Consider the following 26,854-nt stretch of genomic DNA (forward strand, 5'->3'; position numbering starts at 1 on the left):
CCCTAGGCGTACTCGGCTTGGCAGTACTCTGATTCCTCCCCAGGCCCACCCGCAGCTACCGGCCAGGGCCGCTCCTGCGCTAAGCCCCCGCGCCTGTTTTTTCGTTGCCGCGCCCTCGCCGGCCGCAAACATCCCCCGACCGTGCTTCCAGACGCCGACTACCGCATCAAGCTTCCGGCCTTTGAGGGGCCCCTCGATCTCCTGCTTTTTCTGATCAAGAAAAACGAGATCGATATCTACGACATTCCCATCGTCTCGGTCACCCGCCAGTACATCGACGTCCTGCATTCCCTGCGCGATCTCGACTTGGATATCGCCGGCGAGTTTTTCGTCATGGCCGCCACCTTGATGGAAATCAAAAGCCGCATGCTCCTGCCGCGCGGGCTGGCGGCGGTCGACCCCAACGCCACCGATGAGGAAGTGGACCCGCGCTGGGAACTCGTCCACCAGCTGCTTCAGTACAAAAAGTTTAAGGAAGCCGCCGTTAAACTCGACGAGTTGGCCATATTCCAACGCGATTTGCTCGCCCGCCACGTCTCCGAACTGGCCGTGAGCGACTCGGATCGCCCGCTCAAATCCGTCGATCGCATCGAACTGTGGAATGCCTTCAACATCGTGCTGCGCCGCCTCGCCGAAAAACTGGTGGTCGGTCAGATTCAGGACGAACAGATCACCGTCTCCGACAAAATGGAGGAGATTCTTGAGTACATTCGTACCCACAGGAGCTTCGTTTTCACCGACCTTTTTGGCAACGAGCCGGTGACCGTGCGCCTTCTGGTGGCCACCTTCATCGCCGTGCTTGAACTCACCCGACTCGGTAAACTCCGCGTACGCCAAAACGAGGCCTACACCGACATCGAATGCTTCGCGCGTGAGGAAACCGACATCCCGATTTTGCTCGTCCAAGACGAACCGGCGCCGGTGCGCGTGCCCGATTTGCAAAACCCGCTTGAAACACAGGTGGAAGCCCCCACCGTTATTGCGTGAGCAAGAAACCCACCCCAACCACCCGCAAAAAACCGGCCCAAACCGCCGGCCTGCTTGGTCTGGGCCTCGACAACTCAGATGGCCACAAACGCATCACCCAGGGGGATCAATTCGTTCTGGTGGGTGGCTCCGAAGAAACCCACGGTCGCATGACCGAAACCACGCTGAAAACCTTCGAGGAACTCAAACGTCGCGACAAACGACTGGAAACGGTCGACCCGCGTGAGCTCGCAGAGATTGTCCACAAATCCACCCCCCGTTAAAACCTGCGTCCCGTGGAACCAGCCTTGAACGAAACAACCCCGCTGCCCATTCGGGCGTCCACCCTGAAACTTCCGGAACGCCGCCGGTTTGTTTCACCCATGCCCAAGGCCAAAGCCCACACGGACTCCATTCCAACCGTGCTAACCGTGGTCGCCGGCTGCGCGGCCCTTGTCTCACTCACTTTCGCTATCCTCATCTACCTGAAACACTAAAACCCAGACTATGTCCGACAAAATTGCCAATCTGACCGAACAAACATTTAAAGCCGCCGTTGCCGTTGCCGGTCCCGTCCTTGTGGACTTCTGGGCTCCTTGGTGCGGGCCGTGCAAAGCCATTGCTCCTATTCTCGATGAACTCGCCACCGAACTCGACGGCAAGGTGACCATTGCCAAGGTCAATGTGGACGACTGCGGCAGCATTTCATCCGAATTCGGCGTTCGCGCCATTCCCACCATGCTGCTCTTCAAGGACGGCAAAGTGGTGGAAACCCTGGTCGGCATGATGCCCAAGGCCACGCTCAAGGAAAAGCTCCTCGCCAAGGTCTAATACCAACAGCTGAATGCGTTTAGACTCAAATCCCACGGGCGAGACGCCCGTGCCACGTCGGGCGGTTCCGAGCGTGGCTTGGGCGTCTCGCCCATGTCGGGGAAAAGTATAAAACAATCCTATCGTTGGTATAAGCTGCTTCAGGCCGGAACCCTGTGTTTCCAGCCACAAAAAAAACCGCCGCATGATATGCGGCGGTTTTTTTATGCCCGTTAGACAGACAAAGGAATAGAAAGGCTAACGCCGTCACGGCGGTTTAACGGCGGTTGGGGGTGAGTGCACAAACAACTTGCGCATCAAGTCCTTACTTAGATTCCCGTTCCACACGGCGGTTATATTGGCTGCGGTGATACGCGCTGTTTGGCCCGCGTAGGCACGCTGCACGGCACTTGCCTCATGGTTCTGGTAAGCGCGAGGCACGAGGATCGTTTCGACGAGACGGACTCCAGTCGTCTCGTCGAAATCGTTGCCATCAGCGGATAGGCCATATTCAGCCTGCTGGGTGTCGGCGGTAAAGGGTTCTATATGCATAAGGATAAAGAGGATCGGGTGCGAAGGTGGGCGGGCGGGGCCGCGTTGGCGCGGGGTCTAGGCGCCGGCACAACGAGCGTCCGCAGAAAGTCGTTACTCAGACTGCCACTCCAAGCGGCGTCCTTGTTGGCAGCCGAAAGTCGCGCGGTTTGCTCCGCGTAGGCGCTGTAACTAGCAGTCGCCGTAGCGGGACGGTCTCCAGTCGTCTCGCTACGGCGATTTCCATCAACCGATACTACCTGTTCAGCCCGCTGGTTTGCAGCGGGAAGGTGGGTGATATTCATAGGGGAGAGTAATTGTCCGTAGTTTGTCTGCCTGTTCAGCGTGCAGGGGCCGCCAGCGCGACCGGAGTGGCGGTTGTGAGGGCGGAAAGCAGGTGGGGCGCAGTCGGCGACGCATCCGAGTGGAAAGTCGCGTAAACCACGCCGACGAGGTTTTTGGCGGTCACCGGCGTAGTGTCCGCCGAGGGGTTGTTAAAACCACCCGCAGTCCAACCGGCGGGGGTGGATTCGATCAATCCGTGAGCCACGGTTTCGTTGAAGCGGTTGGTGTAGACGGCCACCATGCCCGCCCGAAGCTTTTCGGCGCTCATGTGTTTAACCACCAGCACTGCGCCCGGCCCGAAAAACGGCAGCATCGAGTCGCCCTCGACCCGCAGCACGCGCATATCAGGGCGATTGGCGACCAGCGAGTGGGCGTCGCGCAGGGCGGTATCCAAAGAAACCCCGGTGACTGGATTACGAAAACCAGCCGCTTCGCCCGAATAAATAAACGCGGAGAAAGTGAGCACCAATCCAGCGAGTGTGTGGGCCTTTCTCATGGCTACACTCTAGTCCGATCAGGGCTTTCCCGCTATCGAGCCAACCCCTCAACTGGCCCCAGTACATGCCCTCATTTTGCATTAAGTACACCCCCTGGTCGGAGTCGGATTCACCCGGGCCCCCGACAGGGTGGAATCCCTAGTCCGCCTAGGGGTTATACCCGTGGCTCACGACTGAAAACCCAATTAAACCCGAACCGCCAACACCGGGCGCATCCCGGCTTTTGAGCAAAGGCCGTGCAGCGGCATTTTTACCGCAAAGACACCAAGAAGTAAGGCCAGCAGCTGAATGCGTTTAGACTCAAATCCCACGGGCGAGACGCCCGTGCCACGTCGGGCTGTTCCGAGCGTGGCTTGGGCGTCTCGCCCATGTCGGGCTGTTCCGAGCGTGGCTTGGGCGTCTCGCCCACGTCGGACTGTTCCGAGCGTGGCTTGGGCGTCTCGCCCATGTCGGGCTGTTCCGAGCATGGCTTGGGCGTCTCGCCCATGTCGGACTGTTCCGAGCGTGGCTTGGGCGTCTCGCCCATGTCGGGGAAAAGTCTAAAACAATTCGGTCATTGGTGTAAGATCCCGATCGCAACGCATACCGGCCTTAACGTTGCGGCCTTCGACTACCTCCTCTTGGCAGCTTGTTAAAACCTCCGCTTCGCCGCCGCCGTACCCAGCAGCAACTCCGATGGGGCCCCACGTTGTCCAGACAATGGGACGTCCCACCTGCCACCCTGCGTAAATACGGGCATTGCTTGACTAGGTCGGTTCATTTTACTGGGCTTTTACCATAGGGTGTTAGCCCTATGCGATGTTCGGTCAGGTCCCCACGCCCCACCCCCGCCCACGTTCGGTTACCTCCTTGGGAAGTGACGGGGCGAAGCTGGGTTAACACTCCACCCCATGTGCGGCATAGCCGGTTATCTTAGTCCAAGCCACTCGCCCGAAATCCGGGCCGGGGCCGTGGCGCGCATGAACGCGGCAATGGTTCACCGTGGCCCCGACGACACCGGTGTCACCACCTTCGGCGAAGCCACCTTGGGGATGCAGCGACTGGCGATTTTCGACCCCGCCAACGGCCACCAGCCGATGAGCACCCCGGACGGGCGCTGGCACCTGGTGTTTAACGGGGCGATCTACAACTTCCGCGCCCTGCGCGCCGAACTGGTCGCTACGCACGACTTCAAAACCGAGTGCGACACCGAAGTACTGCTCGCCGCCCTCGCCCGCTGGGGCCGCGACGCCCTGCCCCGCCTGCGCGGCATGTTTGCCTTCGCCTTGTGGGACGCCCGGGAACGCACGCTGCTGCTCGCCCGCGACCCGTTCGGGATCAAACCCCTTTACCTCCACAGCACGGCTGACGGGAGCCTGCTGTTCGCCTCGGAACTCAACGCCCTGCTCGCCTCCGCTTGCGTGCCCGCCGCGATCGACCCGCAAGCGGTGAGCGACTACCTCGCGTGGCTCGCGGTGCCGGCCCCGCGCACCATTTATCGCGGGGTGCGCAGCCTCTGCGCGGGGGAATGCGCAACCTGGCGCGACGGCCGACTCACGATCAGCCCCTACGATAACGCGCGGGATTTGATCACCCCGGCTGCCGGAGCTAAACCCGCCCGTAACCGCGCCGAGTTTACCGCCGGCCTACGTGCCCAACTGGAGGATACCGTCCGCGCCCACGCGGTCGCCGACGTGCCGGTGGGAGCATTTCTCTCGGGCGGACTCGATTCGACCGCCCTGGTCGCACTGATGGGGAAAATCAGCGGCACCCGCATTAAAACCTTTTCGATTGGCTTTGACGACGCCGGCTATTCTGAAGCCGCCGAAGCCGCCGCCAACGCCCGCCACCTCGGCACCGATCATCACGCCACGGTGCTCACCGGCGAACGCGTCGCCGCCGACCTTGGCGCCCTGATCGCCGCACTCGACCACCCCACCGGCGACGGCATCAACACCTACTACGCCAGCCAAGCCGCCCGCGCCGGCGGGGTCACCGTGGCGCTCTCCGGACTGGGCGCCGACGAACTTTTTGGCGGTTACCCGTCGTTCAAAAACACCGCGCTCATCCAGCGCTGGCTTCCGGCGTGGCGAGCCCTGCCGACATCACTACAGAAAAGTTTGCTCAACCGCTGGAGTCACGGCGACACCCGCTCCCGCAAGCTGGCCGACGCTCTCAACCACGCCACCAGTCCCGCCTCACTCGCTCTCCTGCAACGGCGCGTGTTTTGCGAAACCACCCGCCGCTCGCTGCTGGCCCCCGAGTTCGCCTGCGCCTACGCGCCGCACCCGGCAGAAGCCGCCCTCGCCGCCCAACTTGGCGGAGCCGACCTGTTCATGACCACCAGCCTGGCTGAGATGCGCGGTTATATGACCGACGTGCTCCTGCGCGACAGCGATGTGATGAGCATGCGCCACTCGCTGGAGCTGCGCGTGCCCTTTGTCGATCGTCCGCTGGTGCGCTGGCTGGCGGGTCAGCCCACCGCGTTTAAATACACGCCCAAACACCCCAAATCGGCACTCGCCGCCGCTGTATCCGATTTGGTCCCACCGGAACTTCTGGGACGCAAAAAACGGGGTTTCACCCTGCCTTATGCGGTGTGGATGCGCGGGCCCCTCAAGTCGTTTCTCGAGGACACGTTTTCGGCGGCTAGCGTGGGACGCAGCGGGTTGTTCGATCCCGCCGCCGTTCAAGCCTACTGGCGGCACTTTTTGGCTGGCCATGACGCGATTGAATGGTCGCGGGTGTGGTCGCTGGGAATTCTCATCGCCTTCATCAACCGCTCGCGCCCTTTTACCCCATGAACACGCTGCTGCTCGCCCCCGAGCTGTTTACCACCGACAGCGGCATCCCCCGCATCCTGCGCCTTTACCTCAAGGCGCTGTGCGAACTGGCGGGGGAAAAGCAGCGGGTGCGCTTCGTTACGCTCAACGACGTCGAGGTCGATTCCAGAGATCTGCGGCCCTGCACCGACCCGCGCGTGCTCACGCAATGGGCGGCATGTGGCCGCGACAAACGCCGCTTTGTCGCCGCGACCCTGCGACTGAGCGGGAGCACCCGGCTGATCATTTGCGGACACGTCGCCCAATTACCCGTGGCGTGGCTGGCGAGTTGGCGGAGGCCGGGTCTGCGCTACGCACTGGTGGCGCACGGCATCGAGGTGTGGCGACCGTTCACTTGGGTCGAACGCCGGGCGCTGCGCGGGGCATGGAAGATTTTTTGCGTAAGCGAGTTCACTCGAGGGGAAATTCTCAAACAAATCGACCTGAGCCCGGAGCGCCTGGTGGTATTACCCAATGCCCGCGATCCCGGACTGGATAACGCCGGCCCACTGGCGAACGCGGGGGCGACGCCGGTGCCGACGGCCACAGCCGCAGCGATGCCCGACCCAGCGGCGGCAATATCGCCCGAACCGTCAGCTACGCGCCCGGTGATTCTCACCGTTGCGCGGCTGACCTCGTTTGACCGCTATAAGGGCATCGAACACCTGATCGACGCCATGCCCGCGATCCTTGCCCAACAACCGAGCGTCAAACTCCGCATCGTCGGGCGCGGCGATGACCGCCCGCGTCTCGAACAACGCGCCCGCGACCTGCGCCTCGGCGATGCCATTGAGTTCACCGGCTACGTTGAAGACGCCCGGCTCAAGGCCGAGTTTGCTGGCTGCAACCTGTTTGCCCTACCCAGCAAAAATGAAGGGTTTGGGTTGGTGTTTGCCGAGGCGATGGCCTGCGGCCGGCCCTGTTTGGGCGCGCGCGAAGGGGGTATCCCCGAAGTCATTACCCCGGAAAGTGGCGTCCTGGTTAACTACGGCGATGTGCCCGCGCTGGCCACGGCCTGCCTGCACGCACTCGATAAAAACTGGGACAGGGACGCGATTCGCGCGCGCGCCGAGGAGTTTAGTTACACCCGCTTTCGCAGCCGCTTAAAAGAACATCTTTGCGGATCCTCGACGATTTAGAGCCTGTCATGCACTTGAGCCAAAATATGGCATGGTCTCTAGCAGTAACATTCGAGCAGGAAATCCATTTAGCCGCGAAGGAACGCAAGGATCACAAAGAACAATCCTCCCGTTTTTCTATGCGTTCTCTGCGTTCTTTCGCGGCTAAATGGATTTGGCTGAAATCATAAGATTGGTTTCAGCAAAATCTTAAGTTTTGTCGCCTGCCTTCTTCGCTCCCCCAACCAAGTAGTTCATGACAGGCTTTATGTGGGTTGTCTGAGAGGCGCACACCAAACATCAAGCCGGTTAACCACTGATTAGCTCTGATCGCCACTGAAAAAGCCCAACCAGAGGCAACTGCCAGTCAGTTGAGTAAGATATCTTGGTCTCTGCGGATTGATCAGTGGTTATAAGTGTTCATAAGTGGTTAACGTTTTGAATCCGAACCCGCTCTCTTTTACCCACGCCAACGTCAAGGCACCGAACCTCTCTGCATGAGCGCCAAACCATCAACCCCGCCGACCGAACTCGTGATCGAGGCCGGCCGCACCGAACGCCACTACTGGGCCGACCTGTGGCGCTACCGCGAACTGCTCGGCTTCCTCGCCTGGCGCGACATCAAGGTACGCTACCAACAAACGATCCTCGGCGCAGCCTGGGCCCTGGTTCAGCCCCTGGCTTCGGTGGTGATTTTCACGTTCGTGTTCGGGCGACTGGCCAAGATGCCCTCGGGTAATGAACCTTATTTCATTGTGGTGATGGCCGGGCAGCTCGCCTGGCAATTGTTTGCGAACACCCTCGGCAACACCAGCGGCAGCCTGGTCGGCAATGCCCACCTCATCTCCAAAATCTACTTCCCCCGCCTCACCGTGCCCTTGTCCACCGTCGGGGTGGCGCTGGTGGATTTCGCCATCCTGTTGGGGCTTTTTGCCGCCTCGCTGGCATGGACGGGATTGATCCCCACCTACCGCGTGGTGTTTCTGCCGGTATTTGTCCTTCTGACGCTCTTACTCGCGCTCGGCGCAGGTCTGTGGCTGGCGGCGCTCACCGTGCGATTCCGCGATTTCCGCATCGTCGTCCCCTTCCTTTTGCAGATCGGCGTCTTCGCCACCCCGGTCGGTTATCGCACGGATTTCCTACCCAATTGGCAGAGCCTGCTCGCGCTTAATCCGATGACCGGGGTGATCGACGCCTACCGCTGGTGCTTGTTGAGTGAAGGCACCGTCTTTTACTGGCAAAGCCTGCTGTTCACCTTGGCCTGGACGGCGATTTTACTGGCCACGGGAATCTGGTATTTCCGTCACACCGAAAAGTCGTTTGCCGACATCATCTAAACCATGAGCAACGACATCGTCATCCGCGCCGAAGCCATCTCCAAGCGCTACCGCATCAGCCACCAGGCGAGGCAAACCACCCTATGCGAGACCCTGCCTCACTTGGCCCGGCAGGCGTGGCAACGCTTACGCGGCGCGGCGTCCCCCACCTGCGAGGACTTCTGGGCCCTGCGAGACATTAACTTCGAGATCAAACGCGGCGAAGTGGTGGGCATCATCGGGCGCAACGGCGCGGGCAAATCCACCCTGCTGAAAATCCTCTCCCGCATCACCGATCCCACCAGCGGTCGAATCACGCTGAAGGGCCGCGTTGCCAGCCTGCTGGAGGTGGGCACCGGCTTTCATCCTGAGCTGACCGGCCGGGATAACATTTACCTCAACGGGGCCATTCTTGGGATGAGTCGGGCCGAGATCCGCCAGAAATTCGACGAAATCGTGGCCTTTGCTGAGGTGGAGCGGTTTGTGGATACGCCGGTCAAGCGTTATAGCAGCGGCATGTACGTGCGCTTGGCCTTCTCGGTCGCCGCCCACCTCGAGCCGGAAATTCTCATCGTGGACGAAGTGCTCGCAGTGGGGGATTCCACTTTCCAAGCCAAATGCTTGGGTAAACTTCGGGATGTCACCCTGAATCACGGACGAACCGTGCTGCTGGTGAGCCACAACCTGGCCGTGGTAAAAAGCGTCTGCGACACGGCCATTTACCTTAAAACTGGCTGCATGGCCATGAAGGGGGACACCACCGCGACGGTGGATGCCTACATGCGCGCAGCCACGGCCGGTGCCGTTGAGTTCTCGCCAGTGATTGGCGATGAAGTCACACTCACCGACCTTCGGCTGTGCACCCCAGGCAGCTGTGAAGCCATACAGCGGATCACATTTGATTGCCCGTGCGAACTTCGAGTCACCCTGTCAGGTAATGACGCCTCCCTACGCATCTCGCCGGTAATAAAGCTGCACGATGCCTACGGAACGTTGGTCTCCAGCATCTGCGGTGCCGAGGAAGGACTAGATTTTACATCCGTGGAGCAAGCTCGCACCTACATCTGCGAGATATCGCGTTTGCCGCTCATGCCCGGCCACTATTTTATCTCAGTCGCGGCCTACAGCCTCGCCAGCAAAGCCCACTTGAACGCGGAGCAAATTCTCTCATTCGAAGTCGCGCCCTCCATGCTGCCCGGCGCCAACCGATCCTACCGGCAGGACCACGGCCTGGTCCGCGTGATCAGCCACCTGCGGATGGAGCAGGGCGAATCAAGTCGGCATCTTTGAGCGTATGAAGCTGTTGTTTATAATTCCGGAATACCCGCCCGGCTTCGGCGGAGGCATCGCCACGTTCTACGCCACCCTTCTTCCTGCGTTAGTAAAACAAGGACTAAGCGTCACCGCAGTGGTCGGCTCGGCTCTCGCCGCCGGGCCGATCGCCTACACCGATCAAGGCGTGGAGGTCATCCCGCTCGATCAAACGCGAGTCACCCGACTGACCGGACGCTTCACCTCGTTTGCCCTCGCCCCTGATTTCAGCTGCCACCTTGCGGCAGCTTGGACGGCCTGGGAGCAAACCAATGGAGGACGAGGTTTTGATTGCGTGGAATGCTGCGATTGGGGGCTTTCATTCGTCCCTTGGCTAACCCAAAGCGGTGCCCCGCCCACCCGCGTCCGCCTGCATGCCAGTGCCGGTCAGATCGCCCTCTGGGAGCCCCAACCTGGATTTGCGCTCACCGAAAGCCTCTTCCAGCTCGCCGAAACCTTGCTGCTGCCCTACGCCGCAGAATTAGTGACCTTCGGCCAGGGCAACCAGCAGTGGTGGCGCTCGCGGCTGAACACCACGGTTGCTCACCTCAACCCGGCGTTCACTCCGCCGGCCCCGACCGAGCGCAGGCCCCAAACTCCAAACGCTCTGGTGGTCGGCCGCATCCAATCATGGAAAGGGCCAGACACCTTGTGCCGCGCCCTCACAGAACTTGGCTCGGCCGCACCCCAATGCGATTGGATCGGACGCTCCACGGTTGGCCCCGACGGGCGCGACACTACGGCCCGGTTGACTGAACAATTTCCCGAAATCTGGGGCCACCGAGTCAGGCCGCTCGACCCCTTACCCCCGATAGAAATTCGCCAGCGGCAGGCATCCGCCAGTTTCGTAATCGTACCGTCGGACTGGGATGTTTTCAATTTCACCGCCGTCGAAGCGATGAGCGCACATGCGCTGGTCATCTGTTCAAGCGGGGCCGGGGCATCCAGTCTGATCCAACACGGGGTCAACGGCTTTGCCTTCCCCTCCGGAGACCATGGCGCGCTGGCCGAAGCCATCCGGACGATTCACCGACTCTCCCCCGAAGAGCGCCAGCGCATCGGCCAAGCAGCGCACGACACAGTGACAGACGCCCTGTTGCCCGAAAAAATCGCCCACCTAGAAATAGCCCACCTGCAGTCGATCGTGACCGGTCCCCGCCGAGCCAACCAAGGCGCTGAACTCAACTCGATCTTCGCGCCGGTCGAACTGAAAAAGGAAATCCCCGGCCAGTTGGCCTGCTCTGGACTCTCCCGCATTCCGCTCGCAGCTCTCTGTCGCCATGTCGTGAGCCGGATAAGCCAGCGTTTGCTGGGCAAGCCATGAGACCCCAAACGCTCGCCCTGTGTATCCCCGCTTACAATGCGGCGGAATTTCTTCCGCGTTTGCTACAATCGGCGGCCAAACAAACCTCCCGCTTTGACGAAATCCTCGTTTACGACGACGCCAGCCCGGACCACACGGCGGCGGTGGCAAGCCAATGGGGCGCGCAGGTGATTCATGGGGCGGAAAATCGCGGCTGTTCGGAAGGTAAAAACCTCCTCGCCGCCGCCACCGCCTGCGACTGGATTCACTTCCATGACGCCGACGACGACATGGCCCCCGACTTTGTGGAGCGGGCGCGCCGCCGAATGGCCAACCCGACCTGTCCGGACATCGTATTGTTCGACTACGAATACCGGGACATCGCCAGCGGCGAGCTCATCGCGATCCGGCACTTTGACCCCCAGGCGCTGGCCACCGATCCCCTGCGCTACGCGATCACCGAGCAGATCAACCCATTCTGCGGACTTTACCGCAAAGCGGCATTTCTCCGGGCGGGCGGCTACGACACCGACCCAGCGGTGCTCTACAACGAGGACTGTGCGTTTCACCTGCGGATGGCCGTGGCCGGCCTGAGTTTTGGCGCGGAAGACGGGGCCTCGATTATCAATCTACGCCGGCCCGGCTCGATGTCATCGGCCAACCAAGCCAAATGCGTCCTGGCCCGATTGGCGCTTCTGCGAAAAACCGCCCACCGACTCGCCCCGACCCACCACTTGGCGCTGGCTGATGAGCTCTGGCGCACAGCTCGGCACCTCGCCCACCATCAACGCCCCGAACTCACCCATGCCATCGCGCTCGCCCGTCGCCTAGGTCGGCGCTCGCCTCAGACCGAGCCCCGCTGGGTGCGCGCCCTCAGTTTTTTTTTACCCGTCACGACCTTTCGGTTTAGGGCCGGCTATATTCGTCGGCGCGATCACGCATGAGCCCGCTGGTCAGCATCATCATCCCTGCCTACCGCGCCGCCCCGTGGCTGGCCGCAACGCTCGATTCGGCCCTCGCGCAAACCCACCCGCGTTGCGAAATCATCGTTGTCGATGACGGCTCGCCGGACGACACCCTGCGGATCGCTAGCTCCTACGCGGACCGCCACCCTGGACGTCTGCGCGTTTTCACCCAACCCAACGCCGGAGCCTCCTCCGCCCGCAACCACGGCCTGCGCCTCGCCCAAGGCGATTTCATCCAATATCTCGACGCCGACGATCTGCTCGCCCCGGATAAGATCGCCCGCCAGCTCGCCCGTCTGGCCACCGCCCCCACCATTTCCATCGCATCCGGCCCCTGGGGCCGCTTCACCCGTTCGCCCGCCGACACCGTATTCAGCCCCGAAGAAAATTGGCGCGATTCTCACCCACTCGACTGGCTTCGCTTAAACTTTTCCGGCCGCGGCATGATGCCCCCCTCCGCGTGGCTTCTACCGCGTACGCTCACCAACCGCGTTGGCCCTTGGAATGAAACCCTCTCCCTCAATGATGACGGCGAATACTTCTGCCGCGCCCTCCTCGCCGCCTCGAACGTCTACTTCATTCCCGACGCCTACTCTTACTACCGCAGCGGCATCCTCGACAGCCTTAGCCATTCACGGTCCCGCCGTGCATGGAATTCCGCTTGGCATTCCCACGAGGCTTGCGCTTGCCACCTGCTCGCAGCCGACGACACACCCGCATCGCGTCGCGCCTGTGCGGACCTCTTTATTCGCCTCGCCTTCGCCATGTATCCTGACGCCCCCGATCTCGTCGGAGCCTGCGAGCGCCGCGCCGCTGATCTAGGCGGTTCCTCGCTCCGCCCCGCCGGCGGCCGCGCATTCCGCATCGCCTCCACCCTGCTCGGCTGGCGCGCCGCTCGCAGACTCCAAATTCTTTCCGGAAAACGCCCCGCATGAGAGCCAGCCTACTTTATAACCCCGCCATCATCCTAGAACGGCTTGCCCTTTCCCTGCGCCGCCACAACCGACGCCGTCCTCTTCAGGGCACTCCCGCCGCCGCCCTTTCCCTCGGCCATCTCGATTCACTTGAACTGCTCCAACTTCTTTCCAGCCATCCGCCGGCCATCGTCCACGACATCGGAGCTAACGCCGGCACCTGGACCTGCCTGCTAAAAAGCCTCTACCCGGCCGCCCGCGTAGAGGCTTTTGAACCCCTTGATCGCTTCGCCGCTGACTTCGCGCGCTGGACCTGCACTTGGCCCGGCGACATCCGCCTACACCGCCTCGCACTCGGTGACTGCCTCGGGCAAGCAACTCTCCACGTTACCGACTTCGCAGACGCCTCCAGCCTCCTTACGCTATCCGATGCCGGCCGCGCCGAGTTCAAGGTCGTCCCCACCTCCACCGTCACCGTGCCCGTCGCCCGCCTAGACGATCTCCTCGCCTCCGGGGCCGTCGCCCCACCCGACCTCATCAAACTCGACGTGCAAGGCTTTGAGCTCGCCGTCCTGCGCGGTGGCGAAACTGCACTAGCCTCCGCCCGTGCAGTCCTCTGCGAAGTCAGCACTCGCGCCTTCTATGACGGCCAGGCCCTTTTCGGGGATGTCCTCTCCCACCTCGAGGCACGCGGCTTTCGCCTCCACGCACTCGGCGCCAACCTCGAGCCCGGAGCTCCCTTCGCCCAAGCCGACGCACTTTTTCTACGCAGCGCATGAGTCGGCCCCTCCGCATCTGCCTGGTCTCCCAGCAAGACCTCGGTGGCCCGCCCCACCCCGTGCCCGCGTACCGTTTCTGGCGGCGGTATTTCGCCGCTGCTCTCAGTGAAGTGGGCCATGAACTCCTTGAAGCCCCCGGCTGCGACTGGGCCGCCAGTCTTCTGCCCCTCCCTCCGAGCGAACTCGCCGAATGGCGTGAGGCGACTTGGTCACGCGCCCTCAATTGGCTTCGCGCCGAACATAACCGCCGGCCCATCGACCTGTTCTTATCCTATCTCTACCCTGGACAAATCCACCCCGGATCGCTGGCGGATATCCGCCGCCTCGGAATACCTCGGGTTAACTTATTCTGCGACAACGTCCGAGAATTCCGCCGCATCCCCCGAGAGTTCACCCACTTCGACCTGCACTGGGTCCCCGAGTTCACGGCCCTCCCACTCTACCGCCGCGCCGGCCTCCCGTTCATCCACGCCCCCATGCCCTGCTGGATCGAACCCTCACTTCACTCTCCGCTAGTGCTTGAACACCGCCCCGCCTCCTTCATCGGCACCCGCGACCACACCCGAGCGGCACTCTTTGCTGAAGCCTTTTCGATCGGACTCAAAGCGACCGTCTTTGGTCCCGGCTGGAAGGATCCCGCCCCCGCGATGATTCCGTCACCCGCCCTGCCGGGAACCTTTTTTGCCAACCAGCTGGCCTTTTTCCGCCAGCACGGCGTGTCCGCACTCCTGCGCAAAGTAGAGTCCCGACTTCGCCCAGAGCCGCCAATCAACTTCGATTTCGCGCCCTTCGCGGGTCCGCTGCTTTCCGACGATGATTACTGGTCGGTCACGCGAGGCGCAGCCGTGTGCCTCGGGGTCAACCGATACCCAAGCCCCCGCCACCCACTCTCCAAGCCGGACACTTATTCCCGCTTGCGGGATATCGAAGCCCCGATGGCCGGTGCCTGTTACCTCACCGAGTGGACCGAAGGAATCGAGCAACTCTACGAACCCGGCACCGAAATCGAAACCTACCGCGACGCCTCTGAACTAGTGGAAAAAACCCGCGCCTTGGCATCCGATCCAGCCCGGTGCGCCCGTCTGCGCGCCGCCGGCCAGCGCCGCGCACTCGCCGAACACACTATCCCCTGCACGCTGGATCGCCTGGTTCGTCAACTCGGCATCTTATGAGCGACGCCGCACCGTCCACCGCCATCCTCGTGCCGCAGGCCCGCCGCTCTGGGATGATTGACCTCTGGCGCGCCATCGCGTGCCTCGCCGTCGTGCTCTACCACGGATCTGAAACTCCAAATCTACCCACGGACTCCCCGCTGGTTACGGTCATGTCATCCCTCGGTCACCATGGATGGTTGGGTGTGCCCATGTTTTTTGTGATTTCCGGCTTCTGCCTCGCACAGGCGGTGCAAATCCGCGCGGCCCAAACCTGTGGGGTGATCGCATTCTGGAAAGACCGGCTCCTGCGCATCTATCCGGTCTATTGGGCCGCACTTCTGCTCGCACTGCTACTCGCCCTGATCGCTACGCCGTTTAACGGCCTGCCTCCGTCCTCCGCATTCCCCTCATCAACCTCCGCCTTACTATCGAACCTCACCTTGGTCACCAACTGGACCGGTCACCAACCGCAACTGATGGTCAGTTGGAGCCTCGACTACGAAATTGGTTTCTACGTGCTGGTTGGGGCCGCTTTATTTGCACCACTGCGAAGGACCTCGCACCGCCTCTGGCTTTACATGGCGATCACCACCCTCGCCCACATGGATTCGCCAGTCGCTTGGTTCCCCTTGCTGGGCTCCTGGCCCGCCTTCGCCTGCGGGCTCGCCGTTCACTCAGCCCTGCAAACCAAGCTCTCAAGCCCAGTCAGGTTTCTCGCGCTTCTGTATCCCCTCGCTCTCGCGGCGCTCGCCTTATTAACCGAGGTTTCTCTCTCGGCCGCCTTCGCGCCGGCTTTTGCTCTATGCCTGCTCGCCTCGCTAGCGTGGGAGCCTCGCCTACCGCCACCGCCCCGCGCCCTCTGCGCCATTGGACTCGCCTCATATTCAATCTATCTGGTCCATATCCCTTTTATGAGCCCGATGCTAAACCTCTTCCATCGTTTGCTCGCGCCGGATAGCGCCGCTTACACGTGGGTCTGGATCGGCCACCTCATCGTCGGGGTTACCAGTGGGCTGCTGTTTTATCATCTCATCGAGCGTCGTTGCGAAACCCTACGCACCCGTCTCTCTTCCCACTCCAGCAGTCCCTATTCCGTCGCCACCGCGTGATTCAAATGATTTTTTCCCGCATTCGAAAAACCCGCCCCTACGCCTTACTACGCGAAGCACGCTACCTTTGGCGACATCGCGCCCGTCGCGCATTCTACGCTGCGTTCGTGAAGCCCGGTTCGCTGGTATTCGACGTGGGGGCAAACGTCGGCAACTACACGCTGATTTTCCGCAGCCTGGGCGCCCGTGTGGTCGCAATTGAGCCCCAATCCAAGCTTGCCGCCGACCTGGCCCGACGATTTCCGCCCGGACGCAAGGGAGTGCACCTGGAACGGAGTGCAATGGGTGCCGCCCCCGGCCAGGCCGTGCTGCACAAGACCGCCGATTTGAGCGAAGTCGCATCCCTGCGATCCGACATCGGCCAAACCAGCCGTTTCGCCGCCGAACATCCCTACGTTGCCACCGAAACCGTGCCCGTGCGAACCCTCGCCGAACTGATCGCGGTCCATGGCAAACCCGACTTTTGCAAAATCGACGTCGAAGGCTTCGAACATCAGGTATTGGCGGGTCTTGATACTCCGATTCGCTGGCTGTCCTTCGAATTCAACCGCGAATATCTAGACGTTGCCGAAACCTGCCTCGCTCGCCTGCAAAAACTTGGCCCCTACGAGTTCAATTATACTTTGGGTGAAGACAACCACTTCACCAGCTGCCAATGGCTCGACGCCACCGCCCTGCTTCGGATTCTACAAACCTCCCGAGACCCCCTTCTCTGGGGCGATATCCATGCCCGACTGCCTGCTTCCGCACGATGAAGCCGAGCATGATTCCCCGAACGCGCCACCCAGCAGGTTGTGCGAAATGTTTTCGGAGCCGCTCACAAAGGGCAGACTTCGAGCCTTTTAGCCGCGAAAGATCGCAGAGAACGCATAGAACTACAGGGTTTGTTCTTTGCGCTCCTTGAGTTCTTTCGCGGCCAAACTGCCTTGGTTTGATCCGACTCTTTGAATGTTACAGCCTACCCGTTAAATGAAATCGCGTTCGATTCTGATTCTCGGGTCAGGCCAACTCTGCCGTAACCCCCGCGTTCTCAAGGAAGCGATCACCCTGAGCGATGCGGGCTACACGGTCACGGTCATGAACGTGGCCAACAGCGAGCGCTTCGAAGCGCATGACCGGGACATCATGCGCGGGTGCCGCTTCCGCAAAATCAGCCTCGATCAGCTCAGCTCCACTTGGTCGGGCCGTTTGGCCAAAAACTCCGCGCGGCTGCGCAGTTATTTAGCCCGCAGGATTGGACTGCGACTCGGCTTCGAATCGCCCAATGCGCTCGGGCCGGTTTCAGCCCTGGCCCAACTCGCGTTGCGGTACCCGGCCGATCTCACGATTGTGCACACGGAGATGGCCTTTTGTATTGGCGCGGAGCTGATTGCCCGCGGCCGCAACGTGGCGGCCGATTTTGAAGACTGGCATTCTCAGGATTTACTTCCTGAAGCCAGGTCGGAACGCCCGCTCAAACTGCTCGCCCGAGTGGAGCAGCAACTCCTGCAGCACGCGATTTACAGCACCACGACTTCGAAGGCGCTGGCTCAGGCGCTGCAGGTGACGTATGGCGGCCACCGTCCTACGGTGCTGACCAATTCCTTTCCGCTGCAAACCGCACCCGCATTCACGGCCAACACGCCACCGGTGTTTATTTGGTTTTCCCAAACGATTGGCCCGGGCCGCGGGCTGGAGGCGTTCATCGATGCGTGGAGCCTGATGGATTCGCCCAGCTGCCTCCGGCTTTTGGGTGATAGCTGTGAAACCTACCGCACCGCGCTCCAAGCCCGCGTCCCCGCCGGGCGCCGCCAGCAACTCGAATTTAGAACCCTCGTCACTCCAGCGGAACTGCCGGGGATTTTAGCCCATCAGGATATCGGTTTGGCGCTGGAACCGGATTCACCTGTTAGCCGGAGTCTCACCATCACAAATAAAATTCTTCAGTACCTGAACGCCGGCCTCGCGGTACTCGCCACCGCCACAGCCGGCCAGCGCGAGGTGCTCGAACAAGCCCCTGGAGCCGGGGAACTGATCAACCTCACCGATGCGCCGACCCTCGCGCGGCACCTCGATGAATTACTCCGCTCGCCGGGCCGCCTGATGACGATGCGCCGGGCCGCTCGCCGGGCCGCCGAGACAACCTTTTGCTGGGAACAGGAAGCTCCTCGGCTCCTCTCGCTGGTGGAATCCGCGCTCGCGCTCCCCGCTCAATCAGCCGTTCCCCGGGGCAGCACTGAGACGCAAAAGCGGCAGGCATGAGCGGCTGCCACTCAAATATTCCCGGCAGCCCTACCGCGGTCTCAACCCCTGCATCCATGCGCATCCTTCTTGTTGCCGATCCGATGATTCCCGTGCCGCCGGTGGGCTACGGCGGGATTGAGCGGATCGTGGATTCCTTGGTGGGTGAACTACGCGCCAAGGGCCATGTCGTCGCGCTCACCGCCAAGGCCGGCTCCACCTGTCAGGCGGATGCGTTCTTCCCCTGGCCTGGCGAACGCGTCGGCAGCACCCTCGACACGTTGCGCAACGCCGCCGCACTCCAGCGGGCCGTGCGTAAGTTCCGCCCCGACGTGGTCCACAGTTTTGGCCGCCTCGCCTACCTGTTCGCGCTGCTGCCCACTCGTCTGCCCAAAATCATGTCCTACCAGCGGCATGTCACGCCCCGCCCCATTCGCATCGCGCAATGGCTGGCCCGGCCAGGCACCCTACGATTTACCGGGTGCAGTGAGTTTATCTGCCGCCAAGGCCGCAATGGCGGCGGCGACTGGACCGCGATCCCCAATTTCGTGGATCTCACCAAGATTGATTTTGTGCCCAGCGTGCCGGCGGATGCCCCACTCTTGTTTCTTAGCCGGGTGGAGTCGATCAAAGGGCCGGACCTAGCCATCGAGATCGCCCGTCGCTCAGGACGGCGGCTGCTCATCGCAGGTAACGCCCCCACCGCCGGCCAAGAAAAGGATTTCTTCGACCAAAAAGTGGCTCCGCATTTGGGGCGCGACGGCATCGAATGGATTGGCGAAGTCGGCGACGTCAAAAAAAACGAGTTGCTCGGCCGCTCGGCCGCCCTCTTGGTGCCCATCCAGTGGGATGAGCCGTTTGGGATCGTTTTCGCGGAAGCCCTGGCCGCGGGCACGCCGGTAATCACGTGTAATCGCGGTGCGTTACCGGAAATCATCCGCCAAGGAGTGACCGGTATCACCATTCAAAGTGTGGAAGACGGCGTGGCTGCGGTGAAACGCTTACCCCAGCTGGATCGAGCCGCTTGCCGGAAGTCAGCGGAAAATCATTTTAGCACCCAAGTCGTGGCGGCCCGTTACGAATCGCTCTACGGGGTGCAGGTGTGGGTAAAATAACTCAGTGCCATGCCCCACTTCCGTCTACTGTTGCTCCGCTTGCTTCGCCTGATCCTGAGTTGGCGCGCCCGGCCCCTGCTCCTGCCCCCGGGGCCGCTCCTGATTATCGCGCCCCATCCCGACGATGAAACGCTCGGTTGCGGCGGCCTGATCATGCGTGAACGCAAGGCCGGCCGACAGGTTCACATCGCATTTTTAACCGACGGCAGCCAATCGCACCGCGGCCATCCCTCGCTCACACCGACGGCACTCGCCAAACTACGACAGGCCGAGGCGATCGCGGCGACGGCTTGTCTGGGGGTGCCAGCCGACGAGCTCACCTTCATCGATCTGCCCGACGGTGAACTGCCCCGACTTGCGCCAGGCGAACGCGAACGAGCGGTGAACGCTCTTAGCTCGCTCCTTTGCCGGCTACAGCCGGCAACCAAGTTGGTCGCGTACCGGCGAGACGGCAGCTCTGAACATGAGGCCGCCTTCCCGCTGGTCACAGCAGCCCTAAACCATGCCCAGGTTCGCCCCCTACTCATCGAATACCTTGTCTGGGCGGCCTATAGCCCACGCCTGTTTCTGCGCGTCTTGTTTTTGGCGGGACAGGTTCACTGCCTGAGCTTTCACGGAAAGGGTGCCACCAAAACCAAGGCGCTCGCCTGCTACCGCTCCCAGTTCCAGCCAACTCCGCCGTGGACCCAAGCGGTGGTGCCGCCCCAGTTCGCCAACGCCTTCTCGCCCGAGGAGGAATTTTTCCTAAAACTTCGCTCATGAACTCCGTCCCCTCCCGCCCCTCCTTGTGGGCCCGTATTCGCCACCAGATTAGTTTTCGCCTGTACGGTCGCCGCTTGGGCCTCGGGCAACCCATCCACGCCGCCGCGCTCGACCACGAATACGCCTCCGGTGCCTGGGACCACTTTTTCGGGCCCGATGAACTTGCCCGCAACGAACGCCTCGCCGCCTGCATCCACGCAGCCAGGCCTCGCCCCCGCTTGCTGGACCTAGGCTGCGGTTCCGGAAGGCTGGTCAGTTTGCTCAATCCGGCCGCACTCGACGGTTATCTCGGAGTGGACCTGTCAGCCGAAGGAATCCGTTTAGCCAAAGCGCTCGGCCGTCCTGCCCCGCTCGACCAATTTCAACTCCACGACTTCGAAACGTGGACCCCGCAGCCGGGAAGTTACGATGTGATCACGTTCAATGAATGCCTCGGTTACGCGCCCGATCCCCTGCGCACCGCGCTACGTTTCGCCGCCACCCTACCCGCCGACGGCGTCCTCTTGGTCTCGCATTTTCAGTCGGGCAATCACGTCGAATTCTGGCAGCGACTCGCCCGCAATTTCGATTTTTCCGATTCTCAGGTGATCACGAACACCAAGGGTCAGATCTGGGACATTCGATCGTTGCGTCTGCGCGCGTAGAATCACCTCCCATGCGCCGCGTCCTCATCATCAGTCCGCATTTCGCGCCCACCAACGCGCCGGACATGCAGCGCGCCCGCTTGGCGATCCCCTACTTGAAGGCGTTGGGCTGGGAGCCGGTGGTGCTGGCCATTGCACCCGAATTCATCGAGGGCGGTGTGCTTGATCCCCTGATGGAGTCCACCTATCCGGCCGACACGCGGATTGTGCGGGTGCGTGGAATCTCGCCCAAATTCACCCGCTGGGCTGGCATTGGCAGCCTGTGGCTGCGCTGCGGGCGGGCGTTTCGCGCTGCCGGTGATCACTTATTGCGAACGGAGAAATTCGACCTGGTTTTTTTCACCACCACTCAGTTCGACGCCTTCACGCTCGGCCCGCGCTGGAAGCGCCGCTTTGGCGTACCTTACGTACTCGATTACCAAGACCCCTGGGTGAACGACTACTACGCGCGCACCCGCACCCGGCCACCCGGCGGAGCCTTGAAATTCGGCTTTTCGCAATGGTGTGCCAAACGTCAGGAACCAGAGGTGTTGCGACAGGCCTCCGGCGTCATCGCCGTGTCCGATGCCTATGCTAAAACCCTGGCGGCAGCCTATCCGTGGTTTCACACCGCGCGCGTGAAACTGATCCCCTTCGGCGCTGCCGCCCAGGACATCGAAATAGCCCGTCGGCATCGCCCCGCTAACCCGCTGGTCGATTTTTCGGATGGTCTCTTTCACCATATCTACGCCGGCCGATGTGGTCCGGACATGACCATTTCGCTCACCTCGATTTTTCGCGCTTTTAAAGTATTCCTCGCGACCCACCCCGCAGAGGCCAAACGCATCCGCTTCCACTTCATCGGCACCGACTACGCACCACCGCCGCTGGGCCGAGAGTGGGCCCTGCCCATCGCGAAAGCCGAAGGGGTGGCTGAATTCGTTAGCGAACAGTGCTACCGGGTCCCCTATTTCGACGCGCTCTATTACCTTGTTAACGCCGACGCCCTGCTCGCTGTGGGCTCCAATGATCCGACCTACAGCGCGTCCAAGATCTTCCCCTACATTCTGGCCGAACGACCCATGGTGGTAATCTTCAACCAACAAAGCCCGATCCTCGCCATTGCACGTCAGGCCGAGTGCGGACAACGCTTCAGTTTCAAAACCTACGACGACATCGACACCCTTGCTGAGCAAATAAACCTCGCGTGGTTTCAAGGTGGCGGGATGCGCAAAGTCAGTCCGGTTAATCCCGTCGCCTTTGCACCCTTCACTGCCGCCAGCATGACGCAACAGTTGGCTGACTGCTTTGAGTCAGCCGTACGGTCCGGATAATCCCGCCAAGCCCGATGAAAGCGCGCCTGCAAGTCCTCGATCGTTACACCCAAATCAGCGAATTGGGCGGGGTGGTGCGCGGGGTGATCCAGCGAGGGGTAATTCCCTTGATCCTGGCCGCCGTGCTGGTGCCGGCGTACTTTTTTTTCAAAAACGATTCCAGTTGGCTCGCCCTCGCTGCGATGGGGTTCAGCACCGTACTGGCGCTGGGCATCTGGCAGAGTAAGGCGGTTGGGTTACCGCTACTGCCAATGATGGCCGCGCAGCACCTGGCGGCCTATGGCATACCGCTGTTATCCCGAAATGAAACGCTGGAGCGGTATTCGAGCGCGTCCATTACCCAGGCGGGGGTCGAGGTGGGCGTATTCATTGTCACCCTGGCGCTCGCTTGGCGGTTCGGCATGGAGCTTTTTCGCCCGCGTCCAACCCAATGCTACGCACTCAGTGCTTTTGCCAAAAACGAAGACCGAACCCGCAGGGTCGGCGGCATCGTTTTAATCCTGATTGCGACCGGCTACAATGTGCTCAGCAGCCTGCAACTCATCGATTTTATCCTCGGGCTATTACCCGACGGCACTTACTCCATTTTTACCGCCAGCATCAAGTCGGTCACCATGGCGGGTTATTTTGTAGTCGCGATGAGTCTGGGCTCGGGCGAGGGAAAAACAGGCATCCGGCTGTTGTTTTGGGGCACGCTCATCCTCAACGCCGTGATCATGGCGTCAGGCATTCTCCTCTCGACGGTGACCAACCTGTTTGCCGCAGTGGTGCTCGGGTTGTTTTGGAGCTCAGGCCGCCCCCCTTGGCGCTTTTTGATATTGGCAACCCTGCCCTTGGCGCTGCTTCACCTCGGCAAATTTGAAATGCGCGAACGCTACTGGGGCGAACGGGCCCAAGAAACCTTCAACCCCACGCTCCAAAACCTGCCGAAATACTACGGTGAATGGCTCGATTCGAGCCTTAGCAACCTTTCCGGATCTGGAGCCAATCAATCCGGCTTCGTGCAGGAAAAAAAGAGCCCGAGCTCGCTCCTGGCCCGCGTGGACAACCTGCAAAATCTGCTCTTCGCCATCGAAGCCATCGAAGGCCAATCGCTGCCCACACTCGGCGGGGCCACCTACCGTTTGATCCCCCCGTTGCTGATCCCGCGGATTTTATGGCCCGACAAACCGCGCACCCATGAAGGTCAGATCATGCTCAACGTTCACTTCGGACGCCAGGGGATCGCCGACACGTTTAACACGTATATTGCCTGGGGGCTTCTGCCGGAAGCCTATGGCAATTTCGGGTCGATCTGGGGCGGGGTTATTCTCGGTTTAGGCTTGGGACTTTTTTTCGCTTGGGCGGAAGTCATCACCGCCACCAAACCGCTGCTCTCGCTGGAAGGCCTGATCACGTTCGCCCTGTTCATGGAGTTAACTGTCTCATTCGAGAATGTGGCCAGCGTGCTGATCACCGCGCTGTTTCAATCCGGCGTGATTATCGCCCTGGCCTGCATCCCGTTTGTTTACCGGACGTGGGTCATTCGCCCGGAATCGGAGGCGGTGGAATCGTGATGCAGGCTCCGCCCCAGCGACTCGCGGTGGTCGTTTCCCACCCGATCCAATACTATGCCCCGTGGTTCCGGTGGATGACCGCCCGTGGCTGGACGTTGCGGGTATTTTACCTGTGGGACGCCGGTGTCGCCGAGCACAGGGACCGCGAGTTTGGGCGCACCATTGTCTGGGACGTGGACCTGCTCTCCGGTTATGAAGCGGAATTTGTGCCCAACATTGCCCGCGAGCCCGGCACGCACCACCTGCGTGGCCTGAACAACCCCGAACTCGGCGCCCGCCTGCGCGCGTGGCAACCCGACGCCATCCTGCTGTTCGGCTACAAATACCTAACCCACCTGCGCCTGCTGCTGGCCCCGCCGGCCCCCGTGATTTTCCGGGGCGACTCCCACCTGCTCGGTGCCCCCGCGCCCCGTTGCCTCAAACGCTGGGCACTCCGGCTCGTCTATGGTCGCTGCGCGGCGATCACCTACGTTGGCCAGGCCAATCGCGATTACTTCCGCGCCTTCGGCGTGAAACCCGAGAAACTGTTTCACGGGCCCCATTGTGTCGATGCAGACCATTTCACACCCACATCTGAAACCCGTGCGACCGCCGAAACCCTGCGGGCTTCGCTCGGATTGAATGGCAAACGCATCGTGCTGTTTGCAGGAAAACTCATTCCGAAAAAACGCCCCCTCGAACTTCTTCAAGCGTTTCTTGAACTGGCAGACGCGAACGCCGCCTTGGTGATCGTCGGCGAAGGCAGCGAACGGTCCGCCTTGCAACAACTGGCGGCATCTCGCCCGGAGAGTTGCGTGCGCTTTCTACCTTTTGCCAACCAAAGCGAAATGCCCTCCCGCTACCTGCTGTCCGATGTGTTCGTTCTACCCTCGGGTGGTCCCGAAGAAACCTGGGGGCTCGTGGTCAATGAAGCCATGCACGCCGGCGTGCCCTGCCTGGTCAGCGACCGGGTCGGTTGTCAGCGCGACTTGGTCACCGAGGGTGAAACCGGCTGGGTCTTTCCTGCGGACGCGCCCCTCGGCCTGGAGTCGACGCTGCGGCGGGCGTTGCTCGCAACGGCGCGGGACGCCGAGGGCTTTCGCCAGCGCGTAATCAAGCGCATCGCCGGCTACACCTACGCCACCGCCACCGCCGGGCTGGCCCAAGCCGTGCACTCAGTGGGAAACCGCCGGGTGGTTTAACGATTGCCCTGCTCCGAGCCCCTCAAAAAACTTTGCGCGTGGCCCCTCCCCCATCCACCCCCTATCTCGGCGAAGGCAACGTCTGCCCCAACCCCCGCCGCGAAATCGCGCGACGCTACCTGTGGGCCGCCGTGCAACACTCCCTATTCCGCTGGAGTCCGCGCGGGCTGCACTGCTTCCGCATCGCGCTCCTGCGCCTGTTCGGCGCCACCATTCCCGCCAACGGCCAGGTGCGCATTTACCCGACGGCCCAGGTGATTTATCCGTGGAAACTCACCTGCCAGGCCCGCGTGATGATCGGCCCCCATGTTAACCTTTATAATCTCGCGCCCGTGACGCTCGGCTACGGCGTGCAACTGAGCCAGTCGGTCCACCTCTGCGCCGGCACCCACGACTACCTGCGCTGGGCCATGCCTCTGGTGGCGCAACCGATCAAAATCGAGGCCAACGCCTGGCTCGGGGCCGAGGTTTTTGTGGGACCGGGAGTGACCATCGGCGAACTCGCCGTCATCGGGGCGCGCTCCGTGGTCGTCAAAGACCAGCCCGCCCGCATGGTGTGCGCCGGCAACCCCTGCCGCCCACTCAAGCCCCGCCCCGAGCCGCAATGAAGAGGTTCTTCGACACTTTTAGCGGGTGGATTGGCAGCGAAAGCGGCAGCCTGAATGGTATCACAGAGCCAAGCCGGAGCCCTGAAACAGAGGCCACGGAGTCAAACCGTTCAAAATCGGCAACAACCTCACGATTAAGGAACGAGTTTACAGGCCAGGCTGAGTCCGAGCAGTTCGGCGATTTTGAGCCAACGAAGTCGTTAAGGCCTCCCTGTCTGCGCTCTGTGAGCTGGGCTCCGTGGACTCCGTGTAACCTGCTGATGTTTTTTCATCCTGGCAACCCACCGAAATCGTCGAGTAGCCCATGAAGATCGCGCAAGTCGTCCCCAGTCTGCTCGCGCGCCATGGCGGCCCGTCCCGCTCCGTCCGTGGCCTCGCCTGCGGACTGGCCCAGATCGGCCATTCGGTCGACCTGCTCACCACCGGCCCCCTCGAGACAGGCACCCACGCCGTCACCAGCCCGGCGCTCGACACTTTAAAAAACCACGCCTTCGCCCGCGATTTCCCCCAACTGCTGGCGCGTTCCAGCGCGCTGGACCGCCACCTCGCCGCGAACGCCTACACCGTGATTCACAACCACGGTCTCTGGCTGCGGCCCCTGCATTACGCCAACCTCACCGCGCGCAAATCGGCCGTCCCCTTGGTCATTTCACCGCGCGGCATGATGAGTCCGTGGGCCTGGCAACACCGGCGCTGGAAAAAGCGCCTCGCCTCCTGGCTCATCCATCCCGGTGCGTTCGCGGGCGCCGCCGGCTGGCACGCCACCTGTGAGGCCGAGGCCGACGACATCCGCCGCCTCGGCTTCCGCCAGCCAATCTGCGTCGCCCCCAACGGCGTGGTGCCCCCAACGGCTGCGGCCGAGGCTGGCGAGGCTCAACCGTGGCGCGCGCGTCTACCCTCGCTGGCCGGTCGCCGCGTGGCGCTGTTTTACTCCCGCTTTCACGCGAAAAAGCGCGTGATCGAATTGATCGACCTCTGGTTGGCAAAACCCCGTGGCGACTGGGTGCTGCTCATCGCCGGCATTCCCGAAGCCTACTCAGTTGACCAGCTCGACGCCTACGTTCTGCGCCACGGCGGCAGCGGCCGCATTTTGATACGGGACGGTGCCGGGCAACCACCGCCCTACGCCGCCTGCGATCTGTTTTTACTGCCATCGCATTCGGAAAACTTCGGCTTGGTCGTGGCCGAGGCGTTGGTGCGAGGCGTGCCCGTACTCACCACCGATGGAACCCCGTGGCTGGAACTGGAAAAAGTGGGCGCTGGCCACTGCGTTCCCTGGGCTGACTTCGGCTCGGCGCTCGACGCGCTGCTCAACGAGCCACGCGAGGCGTTAACCGCTTCCGGCGAACGCGGGCGCCGCTGGGCCTGCAAGACCTTCACCTGGCAAAAAACCGCGCGCACCCTAGCGGACTTTTACGCCTCACTCACCTAGTAGACCTTAACATGGATTTCATCGTATTAAACCAATTCAATTTGGCCGCGAAAGAGCGCAAAGAGCGCAAAGAAAAACACCCTGTATTTCTATGCGATCTCTGC

26 protein-coding genes are annotated in these 26,854 nt (G+C 61.7%); 24 read left to right on the forward strand and 2 right to left on the reverse strand.

Annotation, left to right across the window (positions count from 1 at the left end; all coding sequences use genetic code 11):
* Positions 1 to 141: 141 nt before the first annotated feature.
* From H2170_03040 to trxA, 4 genes are read left to right on the forward strand one after another with little or no spacing between them, the layout of a single operon-like run.
* On the forward strand, positions 142 to 987 hold the full coding sequence (locus tag H2170_03040; GenBank protein MCS6299065.1) for a segregation/condensation protein A: 846 nt from the start codon (positions 142 to 144) through the stop codon (positions 985 to 987).
* Positions 984 to 1,250 (forward strand): hypothetical protein, encoded by a 267-nt coding sequence (locus tag H2170_03045; GenBank protein MCS6299066.1) that lies wholly within the window; start codon positions 984 to 986, stop codon positions 1,248 to 1,250. Before H2170_03040 ends, H2170_03045 begins: the two co-directional genes overlap by 4 nt.
* A gap of 24 nt (positions 1,251 to 1,274) precedes the next feature.
* Positions 1,275 to 1,463, forward strand: coding sequence for a hypothetical protein (locus H2170_03050; protein MCS6299067.1), 189 nt, complete (start codon positions 1,275 to 1,277; stop codon positions 1,461 to 1,463).
* A 10-nt stretch (positions 1,464 to 1,473) separates the two neighbouring features.
* Complete coding sequence (gene trxA, locus H2170_03055; protein ID MCS6299068.1) at positions 1,474 to 1,797, forward strand: thioredoxin; 324 nt, start codon at positions 1,474 to 1,476, stop codon at positions 1,795 to 1,797.
* A 246-nt stretch (positions 1,798 to 2,043) separates the two neighbouring features.
* Here trxA and H2170_03060 read toward each other — a convergent pair whose 3' ends face one another.
* Complete coding sequence (locus H2170_03060; GenBank protein MCS6299069.1) at positions 2,044 to 2,328, reverse strand: hypothetical protein; 285 nt, start codon at positions 2,326 to 2,328, stop codon at positions 2,044 to 2,046.
* A 319-nt stretch (positions 2,329 to 2,647) separates the two neighbouring features.
* Complete coding sequence (locus H2170_03065; protein MCS6299070.1) at positions 2,648 to 3,148, reverse strand: hypothetical protein; 501 nt, start codon at positions 3,146 to 3,148, stop codon at positions 2,648 to 2,650.
* A gap of 891 nt (positions 3,149 to 4,039) precedes the next feature.
* On the opposite strand from H2170_03065, the gene asnB reads away from it, so the two are divergent.
* The 20 genes from asnB to H2170_03165 all read left to right on the forward strand — a co-directional run bounded on the left by asnB (position 4,040) and on the right by H2170_03165 (position 26,750).
* Positions 4,040 to 5,932, forward strand: a complete 1,893-nt coding sequence (asnB, locus tag H2170_03070; protein ID MCS6299071.1) for an asparagine synthase (glutamine-hydrolyzing) — start codon at positions 4,040 to 4,042, stop codon at positions 5,930 to 5,932.
* Positions 5,929 to 7,089 carry a glycosyltransferase family 4 protein gene (locus H2170_03075; protein ID MCS6299072.1) on the forward strand — a complete coding sequence of 387 codons (1,161 nt, stop codon included), beginning with the start codon at positions 5,929 to 5,931 and terminating at the stop codon, positions 7,087 to 7,089. Before asnB ends, H2170_03075 begins: the two co-directional genes overlap by 4 nt.
* A 476-nt stretch (positions 7,090 to 7,565) precedes the next feature.
* A complete protein-coding gene (locus tag H2170_03080) occupies positions 7,566 to 8,405 on the forward strand; it encodes an ABC transporter permease (protein ID MCS6299073.1) in 840 nt (279 codons plus the stop codon).
* A gap of 3 nt (positions 8,406 to 8,408) precedes the next feature.
* Positions 8,409 to 9,674, forward strand: coding sequence for an ATP-binding cassette domain-containing protein (locus H2170_03085; protein MCS6299074.1), 1,266 nt, complete (start codon positions 8,409 to 8,411; stop codon positions 9,672 to 9,674).
* Between the two features lie 4 nt (positions 9,675 to 9,678).
* Complete coding sequence (locus H2170_03090; protein MCS6299075.1) at positions 9,679 to 11,019, forward strand: glycosyltransferase family 4 protein; 1,341 nt, start codon at positions 9,679 to 9,681, stop codon at positions 11,017 to 11,019.
* A complete protein-coding gene (locus H2170_03095) occupies positions 11,016 to 11,942 on the forward strand; it encodes a glycosyltransferase family 2 protein (protein MCS6299076.1) in 927 nt (308 codons plus the stop codon). The genes H2170_03090 and H2170_03095 overlap by 4 nt, the downstream gene beginning before the upstream one ends.
* Positions 11,939 to 12,898 (forward strand): glycosyltransferase family 2 protein, encoded by a 960-nt coding sequence (locus tag H2170_03100; GenBank protein ID MCS6299077.1) that lies wholly within the window; start codon positions 11,939 to 11,941, stop codon positions 12,896 to 12,898. The genes H2170_03095 and H2170_03100 overlap by 4 nt, the downstream gene beginning before the upstream one ends.
* Positions 12,895 to 13,656: an FkbM family methyltransferase gene (locus H2170_03105; protein MCS6299078.1), complete on the forward strand. Its 762-nt coding sequence runs from the start codon at positions 12,895 to 12,897 to the stop codon at positions 13,654 to 13,656. Before H2170_03100 ends, H2170_03105 begins: the two co-directional genes overlap by 4 nt.
* Complete coding sequence (locus H2170_03110) at positions 13,653 to 14,828, forward strand: glycosyltransferase family 1 protein (protein MCS6299079.1); 1,176 nt, start codon at positions 13,653 to 13,655, stop codon at positions 14,826 to 14,828. Before H2170_03105 ends, H2170_03110 begins: the two co-directional genes overlap by 4 nt.
* Positions 14,825 to 15,919, forward strand: a complete 1,095-nt coding sequence (locus tag H2170_03115) for an acyltransferase (GenBank protein ID MCS6299080.1) — start codon at positions 14,825 to 14,827, stop codon at positions 15,917 to 15,919. The genes H2170_03110 and H2170_03115 overlap by 4 nt, the downstream gene beginning before the upstream one ends.
* A gap of 5 nt (positions 15,920 to 15,924) precedes the next feature.
* A complete protein-coding gene (locus tag H2170_03120; GenBank protein MCS6299081.1) occupies positions 15,925 to 16,674 on the forward strand; it encodes an FkbM family methyltransferase in 750 nt (249 codons plus the stop codon).
* 214 nt (positions 16,675 to 16,888) lie between these two features.
* Positions 16,889 to 18,160 carry a glycosyltransferase gene (locus H2170_03125; GenBank protein ID MCS6299082.1) on the forward strand — a complete coding sequence of 424 codons (1,272 nt, stop codon included), beginning with the start codon at positions 16,889 to 16,891 and terminating at the stop codon, positions 18,158 to 18,160.
* 56 nt (positions 18,161 to 18,216) lie between these two features.
* Positions 18,217 to 19,254 carry a glycosyltransferase gene (locus H2170_03130; GenBank protein MCS6299083.1) on the forward strand — a complete coding sequence of 346 codons (1,038 nt, stop codon included), beginning with the start codon at positions 18,217 to 18,219 and terminating at the stop codon, positions 19,252 to 19,254.
* Between the two features lie 9 nt (positions 19,255 to 19,263).
* A complete protein-coding gene (locus H2170_03135) occupies positions 19,264 to 20,016 on the forward strand; it encodes a PIG-L family deacetylase (GenBank protein ID MCS6299084.1) in 753 nt (250 codons plus the stop codon).
* On the forward strand, positions 20,013 to 20,660 hold the full coding sequence (locus H2170_03140; protein MCS6299085.1) for a class I SAM-dependent methyltransferase: 648 nt from the start codon (positions 20,013 to 20,015) through the stop codon (positions 20,658 to 20,660). The genes H2170_03135 and H2170_03140 overlap by 4 nt, the downstream gene beginning before the upstream one ends.
* Before the next feature lie 11 nt (positions 20,661 to 20,671).
* A complete protein-coding gene (locus H2170_03145; GenBank protein ID MCS6299086.1) occupies positions 20,672 to 21,973 on the forward strand; it encodes a glycosyltransferase in 1,302 nt (433 codons plus the stop codon).
* A gap of 14 nt (positions 21,974 to 21,987) precedes the next feature.
* Complete coding sequence (locus H2170_03150) at positions 21,988 to 23,529, forward strand: hypothetical protein (GenBank protein ID MCS6299087.1); 1,542 nt, start codon at positions 21,988 to 21,990, stop codon at positions 23,527 to 23,529.
* A complete protein-coding gene (locus H2170_03155) occupies positions 23,529 to 24,710 on the forward strand; it encodes a glycosyltransferase family 4 protein (protein MCS6299088.1) in 1,182 nt (393 codons plus the stop codon). The genes H2170_03150 and H2170_03155 overlap by 1 nt, the downstream gene beginning before the upstream one ends.
* Before the next feature lie 104 nt (positions 24,711 to 24,814).
* Complete coding sequence (locus H2170_03160) at positions 24,815 to 25,318, forward strand: putative colanic acid biosynthesis acetyltransferase (protein MCS6299089.1); 504 nt, start codon at positions 24,815 to 24,817, stop codon at positions 25,316 to 25,318.
* Between the two features lie 304 nt (positions 25,319 to 25,622).
* On the forward strand, positions 25,623 to 26,750 hold the full coding sequence (locus tag H2170_03165) for a glycosyltransferase (protein MCS6299090.1): 1,128 nt from the start codon (positions 25,623 to 25,625) through the stop codon (positions 26,748 to 26,750).
* Positions 26,751 to 26,854: the final 104 nt, after the last annotated feature.

It is taken from the genome of Opitutus sp., assembly GCA_024998815.1.
Lineage (GTDB): Bacteria > Verrucomicrobiota > Verrucomicrobiia > Opitutales > Opitutaceae > Rariglobus.

Bases quoted from the DNA above. Each gene is read 5' to 3' on its own strand.
- asnB (MCS6299071.1), top strand. From the start codon at position 4,040: ATGTGCGGCATAGCCGGTTATCTTAGTCCAAGCCACTCGCCCGAAATC.
- H2170_03140 (MCS6299085.1), top strand. From the start codon at position 20,013: ATGAACTCCGTCCCCTCCCGCCCCTCCTTGTGGGCCCGTATTCGCCAC.
- H2170_03080 (MCS6299073.1), top strand. From the start codon at position 7,566: ATGAGCGCCAAACCATCAACCCCGCCGACCGAACTCGTGATCGAGGCC.
- H2170_03090 (MCS6299075.1), top strand. From the start codon at position 9,679: ATGAAGCTGTTGTTTATAATTCCGGAATACCCGCCCGGCTTCGGCGGA.
- trxA (MCS6299068.1), top strand. From the start codon at position 1,474: ATGTCCGACAAAATTGCCAATCTGACCGAACAAACATTTAAAGCCGCC.
- H2170_03125 (MCS6299082.1), top strand. From the start codon at position 16,889: ATGAAATCGCGTTCGATTCTGATTCTCGGGTCAGGCCAACTCTGCCGT.
- H2170_03065 (MCS6299070.1), bottom strand. From the start codon at position 3,148: ATGAGAAAGGCCCACACACTCGCTGGATTGGTGCTCACTTTCTCCGCG.
- H2170_03110 (MCS6299079.1), top strand. From the start codon at position 13,653: ATGAGTCGGCCCCTCCGCATCTGCCTGGTCTCCCAGCAAGACCTCGGT.
- H2170_03060 (MCS6299069.1), bottom strand. From the start codon at position 2,328: ATGCATATAGAACCCTTTACCGCCGACACCCAGCAGGCTGAATATGGC.
- H2170_03145 (MCS6299086.1), top strand. From the start codon at position 20,672: ATGCGCCGCGTCCTCATCATCAGTCCGCATTTCGCGCCCACCAACGCG.
- H2170_03085 (MCS6299074.1), top strand. From the start codon at position 8,409: ATGAGCAACGACATCGTCATCCGCGCCGAAGCCATCTCCAAGCGCTAC.
- H2170_03100 (MCS6299077.1), top strand. From the start codon at position 11,939: ATGAGCCCGCTGGTCAGCATCATCATCCCTGCCTACCGCGCCGCCCCG.
- H2170_03165 (MCS6299090.1), top strand. From the start codon at position 25,623: ATGAAGATCGCGCAAGTCGTCCCCAGTCTGCTCGCGCGCCATGGCGGC.
- H2170_03075 (MCS6299072.1), top strand. From the start codon at position 5,929: ATGAACACGCTGCTGCTCGCCCCCGAGCTGTTTACCACCGACAGCGGC.
- H2170_03095 (MCS6299076.1), top strand. From the start codon at position 11,016: ATGAGACCCCAAACGCTCGCCCTGTGTATCCCCGCTTACAATGCGGCG.
- H2170_03105 (MCS6299078.1), top strand. From the start codon at position 12,895: ATGAGAGCCAGCCTACTTTATAACCCCGCCATCATCCTAGAACGGCTT.
- H2170_03135 (MCS6299084.1), top strand. From the start codon at position 19,264: ATGCCCCACTTCCGTCTACTGTTGCTCCGCTTGCTTCGCCTGATCCTG.
- H2170_03155 (MCS6299088.1), top strand. From the start codon at position 23,529: ATGCAGGCTCCGCCCCAGCGACTCGCGGTGGTCGTTTCCCACCCGATC.
- H2170_03130 (MCS6299083.1), top strand. From the start codon at position 18,217: ATGCGCATCCTTCTTGTTGCCGATCCGATGATTCCCGTGCCGCCGGTG.
- H2170_03120 (MCS6299081.1), top strand. From the start codon at position 15,925: ATGATTTTTTCCCGCATTCGAAAAACCCGCCCCTACGCCTTACTACGC.
- H2170_03150 (MCS6299087.1), top strand. From the start codon at position 21,988: ATGAAAGCGCGCCTGCAAGTCCTCGATCGTTACACCCAAATCAGCGAA.
- H2170_03115 (MCS6299080.1), top strand. From the start codon at position 14,825: ATGAGCGACGCCGCACCGTCCACCGCCATCCTCGTGCCGCAGGCCCGC.